Below are 19,312 nucleotides of genomic sequence, written 5' to 3'. Positions count from 1 at the left end.
CTTCTTTCAGATAATAATACTAAAGTGCCAAGCTAACATAATTTAAACTAATGAATTGCTTTCTTCTTGAAGCGGCCGCCTTTAACATCATGAATGTTACCTATTGCGATGAATGCACCTGAATCCCAATCCTCAACAATGGATTTAAGCTTAGCTTCTTCCAAACGGGTGATAACCACGAAGATCACTTTCTTGTTCTCCCCGGAAAATCCGCCTTCTCCATCTAAATAAGTAACACCACGTCCAAGACGCTCCGTCAAAGCTTCACCGATATCCCGGAATTTATCACTGATAATCCATACCGATTTCGACTGATCGAGACCCTCAAGTGTAATGTCAATTACCTTGAATGCAATGTAATAAGCAATTAGTGAGAACATCGCATTATTCCAACCGAACACAAATCCAGCTCCGGATAAGATGAACAGGTTGAAGAACATAACAACTTCACCTACAGAGAAGGGAAGCTTCTTTGCTACTAGAATAGCAACGATTTCTGTACCGTCTAAAGATCCGCCAAAACGTACAACTAACCCTACACCAACACCAAGAATAATACCGCCAAACACGGCAGCAAGCATGGGCTCAACCGTAAAGGCACTCACATGATGCAACAATGAAGTCCCAATAGACATAAGTATGATTGCATATAAGGTAGATAAAGCAAAGGTCTTACCGATTTGCTTATAACCAATTAACAAGAACGGAAGGTTTAACAGCGTCAATAAAATCCCCAGAGGAATATCGAAAAGATATGATAAAATAATGGAGATACCTGTAATTCCACCATCAATCATTTCATTCGGTACGAGGAATATTTCTAGTGCAACGGCCATCATTGCTGCCCCGATGGATAACATGATCATTCGCTGGGCGAACTTAGCCATTTTATGTGTTCCAGTCTTCTGGAGTTTGCTCTGTTCCTCGTTGGCAATCATTTGTGGACTCACATTCATAGAACTCCCCCTACAATTTAACAGTATAGTTTTGAAACATTCGGAAGTATAATTATTATCTATACTTTCTTACATTTCTTCTTATACAATTATTATATCACAAAATAAGCCCTAATAATGAATGGAACACGATATATCCTTCGAAAAATTCAGATTAAGTCCCCTTTCCAGTCATAATAGCGGAGATAACAACTGACACAGCCCTTCACCGAGTTTGACAATTCTCCCTCTCTCCTTAAACTTTACAGGATCAATAAATTCACTGTGCTTTTGATCCTTCTCAAATCCTCTGACAAGTGGAGATATAGCATCCGGATGCAGAAGCACAGCAGTCAATTCAAAGTTAGAATAAAAGCTGCGCATATCCAGATTTGCACTCCCCACCGTAGCGATCAGCTCATCGATAATCATGATCTTGGCATGCATAAATCCTTTCGTATAGCGGTAGAATTTCACCCCTGCGTCTTGTAAATTTTCTAAATAAGACAAAGAAGCATGATAGACAAGCATATTATCAGGCTTCGCCGGAATAATAATTCTTACATCCACTCCACGAAGTACTGCGCTTTTCAAAGCCCGGCAGATGGAAGGATCAGGAATAAAATACGGAGATGTGATCCAAATCCGATGTTTTGCTGCGCATAAAGCGGCAAAATACATCTCTTGAGAAGCGTCAATTGCAGCATCTGGGCCACTCCCAACAATCTGCACGGCTTCTTGCGCCTCACAAGCATGTTTTGGGAACAGACGCGGATGGCTCATACTTTCGCCAGAGGCCAATCTCCAATCCTTTAAGAAGACATGCTGAATATAATATACCGAGTCTCCTTCTAGACGCAGATGGGTATCACGCCAATATCCCATTTTGAGATCCTTCCCCAAATAATCATCCCCTATATTCATTCCACCCGTGAAACCAACGAGCCCATCCACCACCAGAATCTTCCGATGATTGCGGAAATTAAAACGACGCTCCAATAAAGAACTAATCGGAGGTAAAAAAAAGTGAAACTCTACTCCCGCATTTCTCAACACACGAATGAATCTTCGGCTTAAATGATGGCTGCCCAGACCATCACAAAGTAACCGCACCTTAACGCCCTGACGCGCCTTCCGAATCATAACATCTTGAAACTGCTCCCCAATTTCATCATCCCGATAAATATAGAATTCCATGTGTATATGTTCTTTCGCCTCTTCCATTGCTTCAAGCATAGCATCATATGCTTCTCTAGCAGTTGATAATACCCTGCTCTTATTGTGACCAGTAATCGGTCCTTCTGCGATTTTCGAGAGCAAATCCAATAGACCTTTATTATTCTCAAACTGAGCGTTTCCACTCTCAGTAACATCCTTTACTACCTTAATATTGCCAGAGACATGCGAACGAATTTCACGAAAGAGTGAAATACATCTTTTATTTAATTTTCGATTCTGTCTATAATCACGGCCCAGAAAATAATAGAATGCAAGGCCAAGCGGTGGACAACAGAATGAAATGAACAGCCATGCCATAGCTCTTTGTGGGCGACGGAACTCCATAAATACAATTACTGCGATCTGTATAATAAAAAGACTTAGAATTATCGCAAAGGTCTTCAATTCACTACCTCCTCCATTAATAAAACAGTTGCAATAGACTCGCTGCGACGACTCTAGTACAGGTTTTGCCGTAACTCTCTTTCTTTATTCAAACAAACCGTTGTCATGTTCCCGAAAGATATGGAATACATAGAGTAGTAAGACAATTCGGGATGAGCCTAATGGAAGTAAGGTCGTTAGCTTCGTGTATCGTAAGGCGGCTGCCATATGCCGCAGAAAGGAGAAGCCATGAAGAGTCAGCCAGATCATAACCGGATTACGCTGCTCGTCGTAAGGGATGCCGGGCGCCCCGTCAAACAACTCCAGATCTCCAAGCCACTTGCGTTCGCCCTGCCGGCAGCAGCAGCCCTGTCCCTCTCCAGTCTGGTCACCTCTATGCATTTCCATGCCTCGCAGTCGATCTCACAACTGGAAGCTGAGGCAGCCGCACTATCACTAACCAATCTCCGCATGGAAATGAAGGTCGCTGATAAGGATAAAGATCTTATGCAGCTACGTGATCAAGTCAGCGAACTATCAGAAGAGGCAGACAGTATTAAAGACAAGCTGAAGAGTGTAAACGCGCTGGAACAGGAGCTGCAGTCATTGATTAACAAAAGCAAAGACTCCGCCGCAGAAACCAATGAATCAAAAACTGATTCAACTGCTTCAAATTCAACCTTAGGCTTATCAAGCCGTAATGCTGTACCCATACCTAATGAAACATCCTTTAAAAGTACAATAACACCACAGGTAGGCGGAGAATATATCGCGGCCTATCAGAACGAATCGCTAAATCTGGTGGAAGAAACAAAAGACGACTTTGAAGAGATCCACAGTATGCTCGATGAAATGGTGGAAAGTATTACGCAGACCATCACTCAAGCGGAGCATGAAAATAACGTACAAGCAAATCAACAAGCAAAAAAGGCTAAGGCAGAACAAGCCAGACTAAATGCAGCAGTGCTCTGGCCTACTGATTCCAGGGTCATCTCCTCAAGCTTCGGCTATCGAACAGATCCCTTTAAGGGCTTATCAGCGTTCCATTCGGGTGTTGATATTGCCGGGAACTTAGGCGATCCTGTATATGCCGCCTTAGATGGAGAGGTCGTTACCGCCGAGCAGATGGGCGCAAGAGGCAAATATATCGTGATTAAGCATTCCAACGGTCTTGAAACCTGGTATATGCATCTGAAGGGAATGATTGTATCTCCAGGGGACAAGGTTAGCAAAGGCCAGAAGATCGGGCTACTTGGAAACACGGGCCGCAGCACAGGACCTCATCTTCATTTTCAAGTAGTGAAGCAGAATAAAACTGTGGATCCATTGAATTATGTTAAACCTTAAGCATTAATGTCTTAACTATATGATTAGGAGGAATATATACATGTGGAACAAGCGGCAGCAACGAGTCCCTTTCAAGTCTACTGACTCTCTAATCGGGCACGGGGGTACGCTCGAGGGTAAAGTGCATTGCGATACGAACCTGCGGATTGAAGGTACCTTTAGCGGTGAAATTATATGCAGTGGTGTAGTCACTGTAGGTGAGGAAGGCACGGTGCGCTCCAGTATTAGAGCAGAAGAAATCGTTATCGCTGGTAAAGTATATGGAGATGTTACTGCGGATCGTAGGCTCATTATGACTGGTACCGGCGAGCTACACGGTAATATTTCTGCAGGAGCACTCAGCATTATGGAGGGCAGCCTGCTTAATGGGTCCATCGCCATGCAAGAACAGCCCACCTCTGAACAAGCAGGTGAGCTCAAAAGTAATACGAAAAAGGACAAGACAGCCAAACGTTCCTCCAAAGCAGAAGAAACGCTTGAAGCCGGTTAAGTTTATTTTTATCCAGCAACGTCCCGTTTACGGAAGACAAACCAGGAAACTGCTAAGAATATCACATAATACACTGCCAGCACAGCAATGGAGAAGCCTAGTGTAGCACCACCTGGACCAACATCAGATCCCATGTAGACCCTTAGATCCATATGAGTGAAAATTAAATATCTCGCCCATTCGAACACATCCGGATTAAGCAAAGCCGCGAAAATACCTTGGGCAAACATAATAAACATAGATAAACCAATCGCCAATCCACTTGCACGGAATACGGAAGAGATCATAAAAGCAAGCGTAACCGTCAAGAAAAGAGTGACATAGCGGCATAGGAGATCCATAAAGGAATACTCAGCAGGGCTCCAAGCTACAATTGAAGACAGTGTGTCTCCAGTTGGCGAGGCGAAAACAAACGATGCAGCTAAACCAAAAACAATCAATACTGCAGTACAAAGCAAGCTAAACAACACAATGCTAATGTATTTTGAGAGCAAGATCTGGGAACGACTCCACGGGCGAATCAGCAGCATTTTTATGGTTCCCCAGGTAAATTCGCCCGCTACGGAGTCAGCGGCTATAACAACAACGAAGATCGTATTCAGGAAGAATACAACACTCACTATCATTTGGAAGCTGTCCCAAACGCCTAAACGTGATGCAGGGTTATCCGTTGTGAAATACATAAGAGCCGGAAGAAACGCACTAAATACTGCTAGAATAATCAGCATAATCCATGTGCGAGCACGACTATATATCTTGATGTTCTCATTATGTATCAACGCTGTAAAATTACTCAATTCCTTCACCTCCTGTAACCTCTAAGAATTGATCCTCTAGCGTACGGGCAAGTGATTTGATACTGTACACTTTAATCCCGCCAGCCACTAGTCTGGCATTAAACTCAGCAATATCTTCACGTGCCGCCTCAACTACAAGTCCACCGCTCTTAAATGTTCCTTGTCCTATGAGAGCAAGTGCAGCTTCGGCATCGTCAACCTCAAACAAGGTTTCTCCGATAGGCATTGTAACATTGCCTACCTCTTTTAGCTGTTTTACCTCAAGCAGTTGCCCATTCTGAATAATGGCTACACTGTCACACATGAGCTCCATTTCGGAAAGTAAATGGCTAGAGACAAATACAGTTGTTCCTTCTTCACGACAGAGTAGGCGCAGATAGTCACGAAGCTCACGTATGCCTTGTGGATCAAGTCCATTGGTCGGCTCATCTAGAACCAGTAGCTTCGGTCGGTTTAGTAGCGCCTGAGCCACTCCAAGTCTCTGACGCATACCTAGGGAATAAGTTTTCACTTTGTCATGAATTCTTTGACCAAGCCCGACCAGCTCCACAACCTCGTCAATTCGTTGCTTACTGACTCCCGGTACCATCCGTGCAAATTGTTTAAGATTCTGATACCCGGACAGAAACTTGTACATTTCAGGATTTTCTACAATAGCCCCAACACTTGCGATAGCCTCTTTATAATTATTTTTAATACTATGACCACTGATCAGGACGTCCCCACTGCTAATGGAAATTAATCCTACCATCATCCGTATTGTTGTCGTCTTCCCTGCTCCGTTTGGTCCCAAAAAACCGAATATTTGACCCGGTGGGATATCAAGTGTTAAATCGCTCACAAGCGTCTTAGAGCCTATTTTTTTGGTAACTCCCTGCAAACGTGCAACAGGCTCAGACATCATTTCTGTATTTGACACAGTATCACTCCCTTTCATTTACAAACAAGTTTACCATACCGTTTTTTTCAGAAAATTACAAAAAAGAAACAGTCTAACGTTGTTTAGACCGAGGCATTGATTCGATTTGAACAAAAAGGACCTGGCCTCCGCAAACGGAAAAGACCAAGTCCCTAATCTCACTTCATTCAATATTTCGTTATTTCAGCGGCAACTAATTAGCCACCTACACGTGCAAGCTCACGCATATTCGCTTCAAATGCAGCCATCAAAGCAGCTTCTCCGGTCAATCCGGTTTGCTCCACTTTGCGAATCTGCTCCATCATCCGTTTGTAATCCTTCGGAATAACACGAACAAACTTCGGCAAGCTATCTGCCCACTGATCCAGAACTCGCGCTCCTGCCTCACTGCCTGTAAGCTCTACATGACGGCTAATCAGCCCGTGCAGCTCTTCGATCTCTTCAAGCTCTTCTACTCTTTCGAGCAGTACCATTTCGAGATTGCAGCGGCCGACGAAGGATCTATCTGGGTCGTAGACATAAGCGATACCGCCAGACATCCCAGCCGCAAAGTTACGACCTGTTTCGCCAAGGACAACCACACGGCCTCCAGTCATGTATTCACAGCCGTGGTCGCCCACGCCTTCTACAACAACCTTCGCTCCAGAGTTACGAACGGCAAAGCGCTCACCAGCGATACCGCTGATATAAGCTTCTCCGCCTGTTGCTCCATAGAATGCAGTATTTCCGATAATGATATTGTCTTCAGCAGCAAAGGTAGCTTTCGGAGAAGGCTTGATAATAATCTTACCACCCGACAGTCCTTTACCAACGTAGTCATTGGAATCGCCTTCCACCGTAAGCGTGATCCCCTTAGGCACGAATGCCCCCAAGCTTTGACCAGCTGAACCAGTGAAATGAAGACGAATCGTATCGTCAGGCAAGCCGGATGCCCCGTATTTACGAGTCAACTCGCTGCCAAGGATGGTTCCAACAGCACGATTAACGTTCGTAATCGGCAGCGATGCTTCTACAGCCGTACCAGACTCTAGTGCAGGTGCAGCCAGATCCAGCAGTTTGGAGACATCAAGTGTCTCTTCCAGACCATGATTCTGACGTTTACTGCAGAAGCGTGTGCTTCCCTCTGGCATTTCAGGTGTATGCAGCAGACTGCTCAAATCTACGCCCTTCTTCTTCCAATGCTGCGAAGCTTGAGCAGCGTCTAAGCAATCTGTACGGCCAACCATCTCTTCAATCGTGCGGAAGCCAAGACTCGCCATAATTTCGCGTAAATCCTGCGCCACGAAGGTCATAAAGTTAACCACATGCTGCGGATCACCCGTAAAGTTCTTACGAAGATCTGGATTTTGTGTCGCAACGCCAACCGGACAAGTATCCATTTGGCAGACACGCATCATGATACAACCTACAGCTACTAGTGGAGCAGTAGCGAAGCCATACTCTTCAGCACCCAGTAATACAGCTACTGCCAGATCGCGTCCGCTAAGCATTTTTCCGTCTGTTTCCAGAACAACACGGTCACGCAGATTGTTCAGCATCAACGTCTGATGCGTTTCAGCCAAGCCAAGCTCCCATGGAAGACCTGCATGACGGATGGAGTTCATCGGTGAGGCACCTGTACCTCCGTCATAACCGCTAACCAGGATAATATCAGCGCGCCCTTTGGCTACGCCAGCAGCAATCGTACCTACTCCGACTTCAGATACGAGCTTAACATTAATGTTTGCACGTGGATTTGCATTCTTCAGATCATAGATCAGCTCTGCTAAATCCTCGATCGAATAAATATCATGATGCGGTGGAGGAGAAATCAAGCCCACACCAGCTGTTGAGCCACGCACTTCAGCCACCCAAGGATAAACTTTACGACCTGGAAGCTGTCCGCCTTCCCCTGGTTTAGCACCCTGAGCCATCTTAATCTGGATCTCATCAGCGTTAACAAGGTAGTTCGAGGTAACCCCAAAACGTCCGGAGGCTACTTGTTTAATCGCACTGCGACGGGAATCGCCATTGCTATCCGGGATATAACGGGCTGGGTCTTCTCCGCCCTCACCAGTATTACTCTTACCACCGATCCGGTTCATTGCAATAGCAAGTGTCTCATGCGCTTCCTTACTAATGGAACCAAAGGACATCGCGCCTGTCTTAAACCGTTTCATAATAGATTCAACTGGTTCTACTTCTTCTATTGGAATCGGTTCATAAGCGGACTTGAACTGCAATAAGGAACGAATCGTCAGATGCTTTTCACTTTCACCTTGAACAAGTGCAGCATATTTCTTGTAAATCTTATAATCTCCACTACGCACAGAGTGCTGAAGCAGATGAATCGTCTGTGGGTTGAACAAATGCTCTTCCCCATCATTTCGCCATTGATAATCACCACCGGAATCAAGCACTTTATCATTTCCGTCTTTATCCGTGAAAGCACGGTTATGATGAATAAGTGCCTCAGTTGCCACTTCCTCTAGGCCAATACCGCCAATGCGGGAAGGTGTCCAAGTAAAGTAACGATCCACGAATTCCGAGTTCAGACCCACAGCTTCAAAGATCTGTGCCCCCCGGTAGGATTGAATAGTCGAAATTCCCATTTTGGAAAGAATCTTAACTACGCTCTTAGTCGCAGCTTTAATATAGTTCTTCACAGCCTTCTCATGCGAGATTCCACGCAGTAAGCCCTGGCCGATCATATCATCCAGGCTTTCAAATGCCAGATATGGATTCACTGCACTCACACCATAACCGAGCAGAAGTGCATAATGATGGACTTCACGAGGTTCACCGGATTCGAGCAAAATACTAACTTTTGTCCGGGTTCCTTGACGGATTAGATGGTGATGCAGACTCGATACCGCAAGTAGAGCTGGAATCGCAGCATTCTCACTGTCTACACCGCGGTCCGTCAGAATCAGAATGTTATGCCCTTTAGCCATAACGCGATCAGCAGCCTCGTTCATACGTTCAAGCGCGATACGCATTCCTTCTGCACCGAGCTCCGCTGGGAAAAGAATTGGAATAGACATCGACTTGAAGCCCGCACGGCGAACATGACGAATTTTAGCAAAATCTTCATTCGAAAGAATCGGTGTGTGCAGCGAAATTTGGCGACAACTTTCTGGTTCTGGTTTTAGCAAGTTACGCTCAGGACCAATCGTAGTTGTTGTGGAGGTAACCAGCTCTTCACGAATAGCATCGATTGGAGGATTCGTTACTTGGGCAAACATTTGCTTGAAATAGTTATATAAGCGCTGCGGACGGTCCGAAAGCACAGCGAGCGGTGCATCATAACCCATGGAACCGACAGCTTCAGCACCGGTAGATGCCATTGGCTCAAGCACCTTGCGCAAGTCTTCAAAAGTATAGCCGAATGCTTGCTGTAGCTGCTGCACATTGTCATGCTTAGGATTTGGCAGCTCAGGCGCATCTGGAAGCTCCTCGAGACTGATCAAATGCTCATCCAGCCACTGGCGGTAAGGCTTCTCGGAGGCGATAGCCGATTTGACTTCCTCATCGGAGATAATACGGCCTTCTTTGGTATCCACGAGCAGCATGCGTCCAGGTTTCAGACGGTCTTTATATAAGATGTCCTCTGCTGGAATGTCCAGAACACCCGCTTCGGAGGAGAGAATAATCATATCGTCCTTCGTTACATAATAACGAGCAGGACGTAAGCCGTTACGGTCTAGAATAGCGCCAATTTGTACGCCATCCGTAAAGCCCATTGCAGCAGGCCCGTCCCACGGCTCCATCAAAGTGCTGTGGTATTCATAAAAAGCTTTTTTGTCAGCGTCCATACTGTCATGATTGCTCCATGGTTCAGGAACCATCATCATAGCTACCTGCGGCAAAGAGCGTCCGCTCAAGTACAGAAATTCAAAGGTATTATCGAACATTGCAGTGTCCGATCCATCCGGGTTAATAACAGGTTTGATCTTGTTCAAATCTTCGCCGAACACTTCACTCTTGAACAGCGACTGGCGAGCATGCATCCAGTTCACATTACCCCGCAAGGTATTAATCTCACCGTTATGGATCATAAAGCGGTAGGGATGCGCACGTTCCCAGCTTGGGAAGGTATTTGTACTGAAACGGGAGTGAACTAACGCGATCGCTGATTCCAGCTCTTCGTTCTGCAAATCCAGGTAGAATTGTCCGACTTGTTCTGTAGTCAACATGCCTTTATATACGATCTTACGGCATGATAAGCTTGGAATATAGAAGGATTCAGCCTCTTCTACACCACCGTAGCGAATCGCAAGCTCTGCACGCTTGCGGATGACATAAAGCTTACGCTCAAAAGACAATTCGTTCGTAACTGAGGACGAGCGACCGATAAACACTTGGCGCACAAAAGGCTTAGCAGCTTTCGCTGTCTTGCCAAGCATTTCATCATAGGTAGGTACATCACGATAGCCGAGTACTTCCTGACCTTCTTCAGCAATAATTGTGCTTAAGAGAGTTTCATGTTGAGCCCGAACCTTTTCATCATGAGATAAAAAAATCATACCCACGCCATAATGGCCTTGTTCAGGCAATGCAAAGCCTAGCTTCTCAGCTTCACTTGCAAAGAAACGGTGCGGAATTTGCAGCATAATACCTGCTCCGTCACCAGAGTTGGGTTCGCTACCTTGTCCTCCCCGATGCTCCATGTTAAAGAGCATTGTCAAAGCGTTACTAACGATATCATGGGACGGTTTGCCTTTAATATGGGCTACAAATCCCATGCCGCAAGCATCTTTTTCGAACTGGGGATCATACAGGCCCTGTTTTCCGGGCAGTTCAGTGTGTCTCATCGAACGCAACCTTTCTATTATAAAGTATGGCGTAATCTTAGGAAAATTTTTCAGATTAAAATTTTAATAATTATTCAAGCCAGATTAGTGCTATTATTTTATCACCGAGGTGACAACAGCGCAATTTAAACTTTTTTATGATGCTGATTAACATTTCTTTTTGCGACACAGCTTTAGTGGACAAAAGTTTAAAAAAACCTCACTCTGCATAATTATGCACAAAGAACGCATAAGAACTTATGCAATGAAAGCGTTTCAAGGATTTTCATCACCTATGAATGTTTGCAAGAAAAAGGGTTTTAATGATTTGAACTCAAAAAAAGCGCCTCCCGAAGGAGACGCTTTTTTTATACTTTTTTCAAATTATACAGTCATAGCTTGTTCACTTTTCATTCCAGCTTCATTGTCCCGACTGCGGGTCATGAAGTAAGCGAAAGTAAGAGCAAGGAATCCAAGACCGAAGATTGCAAGTACACCTACGTCACTCCACATTGCACTGAAGTCCCCTGTAGAAATTACTGATTTAAGACCACTAACTGTGTAAGTCATTGGAAGCAGTGGGTTAAAGAATTTCATCCAGTTCGGGATCAATTCAAGCGGGAATGTTCCGGCACTAGTTGTTAATTGGAAAATAAGAATAACGATAACAACAAAACGTCCCGGTTGATCCAGCCAAGTAACAATGGATTGAACTACCCATGTGTACACTAAACTAGTCAAGAATGTAAATAGGAAGAACAATGGAACACTTTGTACTTCTAGTCCAAGTCCGTACAATACAACCACAGCAGCCAGCATAGACTGGATAAAGCTCATGATTGAGAAAGTAAGCGTACGGCTGATAAAACGATTCAGGCGGCTAGCGCCAATAACTGCTGATTCACGCATTGGAATAACAATCGTAGAAATCAGAGCACCTACGAACAACCCAAGGGATAAGAAGTAAGGAGCAAACCCTGTGCCGTAGTTCGGTACATGATTTACAACTTGATCCTCAACTACAACTGGTTGTGCGAACATTTCCATCATCTTATCTGACTTATTCACGCTGCCTGTTTGTTCAGCAGCTTCACCAAGCTTAGTTGCTAGTTCTGTTGATCCAGATTTCAGATCATCCATCCCATTCTTCAACTCGCCTGCACCGTCAGCCAATTGTTTGGAACCGTCAGCTACAGCACCAATACCGCTGCCTAGTTCACCAACACCACTGAGTAATTTCGTTGTACCATCTCCGAGAGCTTTACCACCCTCAGCAAGTTTGCTACCCCCAGCTGCAGCTTCACTAAGCTTCGCGCCGAATTGTTGCATACCTGCTTGCAGCTTATCGCCACCCGTTACAAGTGCAGATGCACCTTGTGCTAATTTTTGTTGTCCTGCCAAGAGCTGAGTGCTACCAGCATTTAATTGCTTTGCTCCGTCATGCAATTGAGTTACACCAGCATCAACCTGCTGCGAACCAGCATGCAGCTGAGTGGCACCTTGTACAAGCTGCTCTTGCCCACTGTGAAGTGCGCTTGCTCCTTGTACCAACTGTTGTTGACTTTGTTGCAGTTGTTCACTACCTTGTGCAACAGCTGCACTGGCTGCTAGGAGCTTCTGTACGGCTGGATTTTGTGCCAACTCAGGACTAGCCTGTGCCAATTGCTGCAAACCTTGAGCGACCGCTTTAGCGCCCTCAGTAACCTTAGTGCTGCCTTCTGCGGAAGCCTGTAATCCTGCTTCTAGCTTCGCGCTGCCATCAACGGAAGAGGTTAGACCTTCTTTCAGCTTCGCGCTGCCGTCAACTAAAGATTGTGTTCCTGCTTGTAGTTTAGTAGTACCATCTACAGCAGACTTCGTTCCTGCTTGAAGCTGTGTAGCACCTGTTACAGCTTGCTGCAAGCCATCACTAAGCTGTTTACTACCGGCAGCACTTTGTGCAACACCATCTTGAAGCTGTGTATGAGCGTCTGATAATTGTTGCAAACCGCCTGCCAATGTACTAGATCCAGTTTGCAGAGCCGTAGCACCTGCATTCAAGTCAGATACACCTTTAGTAAGTGGTTCTAAACCATTTTGAAGCTTGCCGGTTCCTTCAGTCAGTACAAGAAGATTCTCTTTCAGCTTCAAAGCGCCGTCATCCAGCTTGCCTGCACCGTCGGCGATCTTATTAGCTCCATCTCCCGCTTCACCGAGTCCTTTAGATACATCAGTGATCTGATTGAATACAGACTCTACATAAGCCTCTGTTACCTTAGCGGATACTTTAGATTTAATTTCTGCTACAGCCGTTCCACCGATTTGACCGGCCAAGAAGTTGTAGCCTTCATTTGGCTCATAAATAATTTTTGCCGGCTGTGGTTCATCATCCAAAAGCGTAGTTGCTTTAGCAGAGAAGTCTTCTGGAACAATAATCGCCATATAATAGGTATTGTCCTTCATTCCTGCTTGCGCTTCTTCTAGTGAAACAAAGTTCCATTGAAAGCCATCGGTTACCTTAAGCTCTTCAACCAGATCATCTCCGGCCTGAAGTTGTTTTCCTTCATAATTAGCACCGACGTCTTGGTTGACCACAGCAACCGGTAATTCATTCATCTTGCCATACGGATCCCAGAATGCCTTTAGGAAGAATCCGCTATACATCACCGGAATAAATAGGATGGCAATCATCGGAATCAGCACCTTTGGATTTCTCAGGGCTGCGCCAAGATCCTTGGTAAATACGGATAATGATTTCATTCTGGTTCTCTCCTTATGAGCTTATGCTCTCTTTAAAATGCTTTGTTTACGAAATATTGCGTAACACTAAGTGACTGTTTTCCCCATTTGGTCAATTTAGGGGATAAAAAAACGCCTTTCGGCTCTTCTTCAATGCCTAAAACAGCTTGAAAATTGTTAAGGGAAAGCGAATCTGATAACGCCATCCCTATCCTGAATCAACGCTTACTGTGCCAATCCTTCGGCGAGAAACAAATGAAAATACATCTTAATCTGTTCCTTGTCCAAGGGAGTATGTGTTTTATTCAGTTCAGCAGTCAATACAATATATAACCTGAACATGACTACAGATACGATTTTAGGATCGCAAGGTTTAATTTCTCCCTTTTGGAGCGCTTGTTGCACCTCCCGTTCTAAATATTCTAAAACTAAGTTCTCGATCTTCTCGAGCCCTTCTCCTGCCTGCGGCGTTCCGAATTCGCGACTCTCCTGGGAAAGCTTGATGAATAACTCCTGCTCACTTCGAAATTCCAGCAGGGCATCCAGCACACGATGCAGGTTATCAAAGAAAGGTCTGTCTCGCCTGATCTCGCGATCAGCAATCATCTTCATTTCTACCATCATATCGCGCAGGATCTCATCAAACAATTGCTCCTTGTTTGTAAAAAAGGTGTAAATGGTTCCTTTTCCAACATTTGCGATCTTTGCAACCTGATCCATGGTAGTCGCCTTATAGCCGAATAATGAAAAGGATTTTGCTGCGGCCTGAAGTACCTGCTGTCTTCGATCCACCACTGCCACCCGTGCCCACTTCCTTTCTCCAGAAAATATCATTACCGCCGACTTTCTGACCACTTTACTAATCCGGTCAATTGGTCATTCATTACTTTAACATGTAGCTCAGCAGTTTGCAATACTTTAGAAAATCTTTTATTTTTTTATTTATTGCAGGGTTTTAACTTTCTATTTACGTCTTATTTGTATAATGTGAGTAGAGAACAGTTTTCCCTAATCTATGTTAGAAGAAATTCCGCATTTCTATTGAAAAGGAAAGTAGCAGGTGAACTTATGCGAAAGAAAAGAGTACTGCTGTTTTCGGAAGGCTTCGGTACGGGCCACACAGGAGCAGCCTATGCTCTGGCCGAAGGGATAAAGCTACTGAATCCGGATGTCCAGTGCCGAGTCATCGAGCTAGGTAAATTTCTTAACCCGATGGTCGCCCCATGGATTCTTTCCGCTTACCGAAAAACAGTTAGCAGCCAGCCCAAGCTGGTCGGCATGATGTATAAGACACAATATCATAAATCATTGAACCCGTTGACTAAGATGGCACTTCACCGGATTTTTTATACACATGCCTCACAAGTAATCGAGCAGCTAAAGCCTGATTTGATTATTTGCACCCACCCCATTCCAGCCGCTGTCATTTCCAGACTAAAGCGTCGCGGATTGGAGGTACCGCTGTATACGTTAATTACAGATTATGATGCACACGGTAGCTGGGTAAATTCCGAGGTCAACCGATATCTCGTCTCTACCCCGCGCGTCAAATCTATTCTGACAGGCCGTGGGATCGCTCCAGAGCTTGTAACAGTCACCGGCATTCCAGTGCATCCGAAGTTCTGGGAACGTTCCAACAAGACGCAGCTCCGTAAGGAACTAGGTCTAGCAGATATCCCTACTGTACTCATAATGGGTGGAGGCTGGGGACTGATGTTCGGCAAAGAGATTATGAATTCACTCACAGCTAGAATGGATAACATCCAGCTTATCTTTTGTATGGGTAGCAACGAGAAGCTTATAGCCAAAATGAAGTCCAATCCAAGACTCAATCATCCTAACGTCAGGATTCTTGGATACACCAGTGAAATCAATAAACTGATGGATGCTTCCGACCTACTGATCACAAAGCCTGGAGGCATGACCTGTACGGAAGGTCAGGCGAAGGGAATTCCAATGCTCTTCTATAAAGCTATTCCAGGCCAGGAAGAGAAAAACTGCCAATATTTCGTAGAGCTAGGACTAGCAGAGGTGCTCGACTCTGAAGTAGTGGACAAATGGTTCTCTATGATGCTCCATGAGTATTCTGTTCTCGAAGAGCAGCGTAAACGCCGTCTTGCTCCAGATAAGCATCAGCCGCAAACCTGCGCGACTACTGTTCTGCAGATGTTAGGCAATCCGGTAGACAAAACAGCTGACATCAGAGGGGCAAGAGCTCAAGCCCGAGGCGAAGAAGCTGTGTGTATTACACCATAAAGAAAAGCAGGTAACCGGGGAACTCCCTAGATACCTGCTTTTTTTGTGTTAACATGTAATCTGGATTTACTATATTTCTATACCTTCGCCAGCTTTAAGCGGGAATCCTTCTACCCCTTCTTGACGCAGCCGATCACAAAAACCCACAGCATCCTGAGCAATATCCGGAAATGTATTGTAATGAAGCGGTATGACCTTATCTGCTCGCAGCCAGCGTGCAGCAAGGAGCGCATCATCCGGTCCCATGGTCAGCATATCGCCTATTGGCAGAGCTGCCAAGTCAATCGCAGTTCTCTCACCAATCAGACGCAGATCGCTGAACAGTGCAGTATCACCTGCATGGAATACCGTCTTCTCCTCTATCGTCAATAAAATCCCAGCGGGCTGTCCAGCATAAATCCAAAGGTCGCCTTCCTGAATCGATGAGGAATGAAACGCCTGAGTATATTTAACGGTAATGGCACCATAAATATGACTGCCACCTATATTCATATGTTTAACCTTGGCACCCTTCATTCGACAGTATTCTGCAAGCTCAAAAACAGCAAAGATCGGACAATCATTCTGTTTGGCAATTTGCACAGCATCTCCAAAATGATCAGAGTGACCGTGTGTCAGCAGAACAGCATCTACAGTAATGTCATCAGGTGAAATACCGGAGTTCGGATTTCCTGACAAAAAAGGGTCAATAATAACTTTCGCTTGCTCTGTCTCTACCAGCAGTGCTGAGTGTCCGTAATAAGTGATCTTCATGACAATTGTTCCACCTCCAGGGTTATATAGTCTAGTTTACCCTATAAATAGCTGAGGTTCACAGAATCGGTCATTTATTTATAAAAAGTATGATTGCCAATGGTCTTAACATACTCCTGTGAATGATGCACGGTAAGATCCTCCGCAAGCTTAAGTGATAGGAAAAAATAAGTATCATCGGGAACTTCTTTCACGCCAGAAAGCGCAGCGTTCACCGCTTTAATACTATCATCATTAGGCTTCACACGTTTAAGACGCCCGTTAGCTACAGGACTGAACTGGTGCTTTTGATAAATGACCTTATATATCGTGTCGGGGAAATTGGCTGACCGTAGCCTATTCAGAACAACGTTGGCAACTGCCACCTTGCCCTGGTACGGTTCACCTTCCGCCTCTGCCATTACAATTTTTTGTAGCAGAAGCAGTTCTTCTTCGGATACTGCGTAGCGCCGGGTTGCTTTACTTTGCTGCTCCTGGCTTAATAGCTCGGTCCGAGAGAAGTACAATGTTGTGAGGGGGTTTTTCTGAGATGCTGAGGCTGTCTTAACTACAGTCTGAGCACTCTTTGTTGCTGTTTCCGCCAATTGCGTCGCTTTCTGCGCAGTTGGACTAGATTGTACTACATCAGCCTTTACCCGAACTATGGAAGCTTGCGATGTATTTTGTAGCTTTATTTTATTCTTACTAAGCCATTCTACACCCTGCTCTGGTTTCCAAGCGGAACTGAACAGGTTAACTGTGTTATAAAGCTTATTCGTTTGTGAAACTTTATTAGTGCCCCTCGTCTTACTAGCTTTTGATTCTTCTTGCAAATAACTAATTATCGATGCTCGGCTGGTGGATTGCAACTTATCCATCTGCACACTATCTATTTTCCCCTCGGCAACCTGGTTAGGTTGCATTAAGCTTATGGCAGAGAAACACACTAGTATAACGCCAACAAGCAACGCGATATAGCGGTTTTGTTTAAAGATTAACATGATATTCCTCCTATTTCACGGCACATTCCTATTGTATGTAACCGAAAACGGAAGCTTTGAAAACTAAAAAACTGATTTTAAAATGTAATATTTTCAATCATTTCATACATAGGAATGGCATACATTCTGGTAGCATACAACACAAAACTATCAATCGTCCAGTCTCTATGAAAGATTTCTGATCTTTTTTCATCATCCAATTTCAGTAAGTTTTCCAGCAATTTATCATCAAATGAAATTTTTCCAAGGTACTTTCGTGCCACTGTGAGATGCGGTTTGTACTCCCTAGATTCGGCTGAAAATCCTAATGGAAGTGTCGCAGTGTGTACTCTCTCAGCTAGTAAATTCAGCTCCTCTAATTCGCCAGAAACCCCTACCCATAACACTCTTGGAGCCTTTGGAAGACCAAATGTATTCCATTTGTCCAAGGATAGTTTAAAGGGGCGGCATTGCCCTGCCATCTGCTTCAACGCCATGATTAAATCCGGGATCTTCGTCTTTGGAGTGTCTCCCAAAAATTGCAGGGTAATATGATAATCCGCTGGATGAGTCCATTTTGCAAAATGAAACTCTTGAGATAGTTTAGAGCACTCTTCCGCCAAAACTTGTTGAAGTGCTGAGGGTAATTTCACAGCAATAAACAACCGTTCTGAATCTTTATCCGACACGTTAGCGTTCATATCAATTTCACCTTCTCCTATAGATTTGGTATCCTTATCCTATAACATTATCCATTTTCATCAAACCGTAGAGCAGGAGGAATACATCATGACTAAGTCCATAGTATGTTTACAACCACTTACCGCCGAGCAACAAGAAAGGGTCAAAGCAGCAGCACCCGGTTATACATTCACTCAAGGAGACGGGAAAAATCCGGATTTGCAGCTGCTCGCTGATGCTGAAATCGTAATCGGTTGGGGCAAAGGCATCGCCGATACCCTTCTTCGTCCAGCTTCTCCCCTTCGCTGGGTTCAATCCTGGTCTGCAGGAATTGAGAAGCTTCCGCTGGAGCGTTTTAAGGAACGTGGAATCCTGTTAACTAGCGGGAGCGGAGTGCACGCCGAACCTATTTCTGCGGTAATCTTCGGCTTCATGCTTCTCTTCACGCGTAATTTGCATACAGCTGTTCGTAATCAGATGAACCGCTACTGGAATTCTGACGGCAGTGAAAGTGAGTTATTCGGTAAGACAGCCGTTATTGTCGGGACTGGAGCCATCGGCAGCGAAACAGCCAGAATTGCTAAAGCTTTCCGGATGAAGACGATCGGAGTAAGTCGCTCAGGCAAGCCACTCGCTGATTTTGATCAAGTGTATACCACGGACCACCTGCCAGAAGCTGTGAGCCAAGGTGACTTTATTATCAATATACTCCCAATTACCGATGAAACTAAGCATTTATTCGATACTGCAATCTTCTCTGCCTTCAAACAAGGCTCCTACTACATTAACGTTGGACGTGGTGCAACTACGGATACTGAGGCTCTAATTGATGCACTGAACCGCGGGCAGCTTAGAGGTGCCGGATTAGATGTATTCGAAACCGAACCGCTTCCGCAGGATCATCCGCTTTGGACTATGGACCAGGTAGTCATCACTCCTCATTCCGCTGGCGTAACCGATCAATACGCTAATCGGATCGTAAATATTTTTACCGAAAATATGAATTCCTATTTATCTACTGGCACTCCATCCCTGAATCTCGTTGATTATGCCCGCCAATATTAAATTTAACATTTGATTTTT

At 44.8% G+C, this 19,312-nt stretch carries 14 protein-coding genes; 4 read left to right on the top strand and 10 right to left on the bottom strand.

Translation table 11 applies throughout. The features are described 5' to 3' along the window. Positions 1-47: 47 nt before the first annotated feature. Complete coding sequence (locus ACDZ28_RS13380) at positions 48-887, bottom strand: YitT family protein (RefSeq protein WP_231574223.1); 840 nt, start codon at positions 885-887, stop codon at positions 48-50. A gap of 240 nt (positions 888-1,127) precedes the next feature. Continuing rightward, on the bottom strand, positions 1,128-2,558 hold the full coding sequence (gene cls, locus ACDZ28_RS13375) for a cardiolipin synthase (protein WP_081953996.1): 1,431 nt from the start codon (positions 2,556-2,558) through the stop codon (positions 1,128-1,130). Between the two features lie 207 nt (positions 2,559-2,765). On the opposite strand from cls, the gene ACDZ28_RS13370 reads away from it, so the two are divergent. Together ACDZ28_RS13370 and ACDZ28_RS13365 are read left to right on the top strand one after the other, a co-directional pair. Next, positions 2,766-3,884: a peptidoglycan DD-metalloendopeptidase family protein gene (locus ACDZ28_RS13370; protein WP_375104900.1), complete on the top strand. Its 1,119-nt coding sequence runs from the start codon at positions 2,766-2,768 to the stop codon at positions 3,882-3,884. Between the two features lie 40 nt (positions 3,885-3,924). Further along, positions 3,925-4,374, top strand: coding sequence for a polymer-forming cytoskeletal protein (locus ACDZ28_RS13365; protein ID WP_076119891.1), 450 nt, complete (start codon positions 3,925-3,927; stop codon positions 4,372-4,374). 8 nt (positions 4,375-4,382) lie between these two features. On the opposite strand, the gene ACDZ28_RS13360 is transcribed toward ACDZ28_RS13365, so the two are convergent. The 5 genes from ACDZ28_RS13360 to ACDZ28_RS13340 form a co-directional block, all read right to left on the bottom strand. Further along, a complete protein-coding gene (locus ACDZ28_RS13360; RefSeq protein WP_042124498.1) occupies positions 4,383-5,171 on the bottom strand; it encodes an ABC transporter permease in 789 nt (262 codons plus the stop codon). Next, positions 5,164-6,075 (bottom strand): ATP-binding cassette domain-containing protein, encoded by a 912-nt coding sequence (locus ACDZ28_RS13355; protein WP_375105347.1) that lies wholly within the window; start codon positions 6,073-6,075, stop codon positions 5,164-5,166. Before ACDZ28_RS13355 ends, ACDZ28_RS13360 begins: the two co-directional genes overlap by 8 nt. Positions 6,076-6,287: 212 nt before the next feature. After that, complete coding sequence (gltB, locus tag ACDZ28_RS13350; protein WP_375104899.1) at positions 6,288-10,883, bottom strand: glutamate synthase large subunit; 4,596 nt, start codon at positions 10,881-10,883, stop codon at positions 6,288-6,290. Between the two features lie 363 nt (positions 10,884-11,246). Continuing rightward, entirely contained in the window at positions 11,247-13,601 is a 2,355-nt protein-coding gene (locus ACDZ28_RS13345) for a YhgE/Pip family protein (RefSeq protein WP_375104898.1), read from the bottom strand. 204 nt (positions 13,602-13,805) lie between these two features. Continuing rightward, complete coding sequence (locus ACDZ28_RS13340; RefSeq protein ID WP_094871433.1) at positions 13,806-14,381, bottom strand: TetR/AcrR family transcriptional regulator; 576 nt, start codon at positions 14,379-14,381, stop codon at positions 13,806-13,808. A 267-nt stretch (positions 14,382-14,648) separates the two neighbouring features. On the opposite strand from ACDZ28_RS13340, the gene ACDZ28_RS13335 reads away from it, so the two are divergent. Continuing rightward, positions 14,649-15,836, top strand: coding sequence for a glycosyltransferase (locus ACDZ28_RS13335; protein ID WP_076119887.1), 1,188 nt, complete (start codon positions 14,649-14,651; stop codon positions 15,834-15,836). A 69-nt stretch (positions 15,837-15,905) separates the two neighbouring features. On the opposite strand, the gene ACDZ28_RS13330 is transcribed toward ACDZ28_RS13335, so the two are convergent. The 3 genes from ACDZ28_RS13330 to thpR form a co-directional block, all read right to left on the bottom strand. Beyond that, a complete protein-coding gene (locus ACDZ28_RS13330) occupies positions 15,906-16,589 on the bottom strand; it encodes a metal-dependent hydrolase (RefSeq protein WP_375104897.1) in 684 nt (227 codons plus the stop codon). A 74-nt stretch (positions 16,590-16,663) separates the two neighbouring features. Continuing rightward, positions 16,664-17,569: a cell wall hydrolase gene (locus tag ACDZ28_RS13325; protein ID WP_375104896.1), complete on the bottom strand. Its 906-nt coding sequence runs from the start codon at positions 17,567-17,569 to the stop codon at positions 16,664-16,666. Between the two features lie 77 nt (positions 17,570-17,646). Then, positions 17,647-18,249 (bottom strand): RNA 2',3'-cyclic phosphodiesterase, encoded by a 603-nt coding sequence (gene thpR, locus ACDZ28_RS13320; RefSeq protein ID WP_339289399.1) that lies wholly within the window; start codon positions 18,247-18,249, stop codon positions 17,647-17,649. Positions 18,250-18,337: 88 nt separating this feature from the next. Between thpR and ACDZ28_RS13315 the strand changes: the two genes are divergently transcribed. Further along, positions 18,338-19,294: a D-2-hydroxyacid dehydrogenase gene (locus ACDZ28_RS13315; RefSeq protein ID WP_375104895.1), complete on the top strand. Its 957-nt coding sequence runs from the start codon at positions 18,338-18,340 to the stop codon at positions 19,292-19,294. The last annotated feature ends 18 nt before the right edge of the window (positions 19,295-19,312 follow it).

The sequence above is a fragment of the Paenibacillus sp. RS8 genome, assembly GCF_041956825.1.
Classification (GTDB): domain Bacteria; phylum Bacillota; class Bacilli; order Paenibacillales; family Paenibacillaceae; genus Paenibacillus_AQ.
This window is presented reverse-complemented; position numbering and strand designations above follow the sequence as displayed.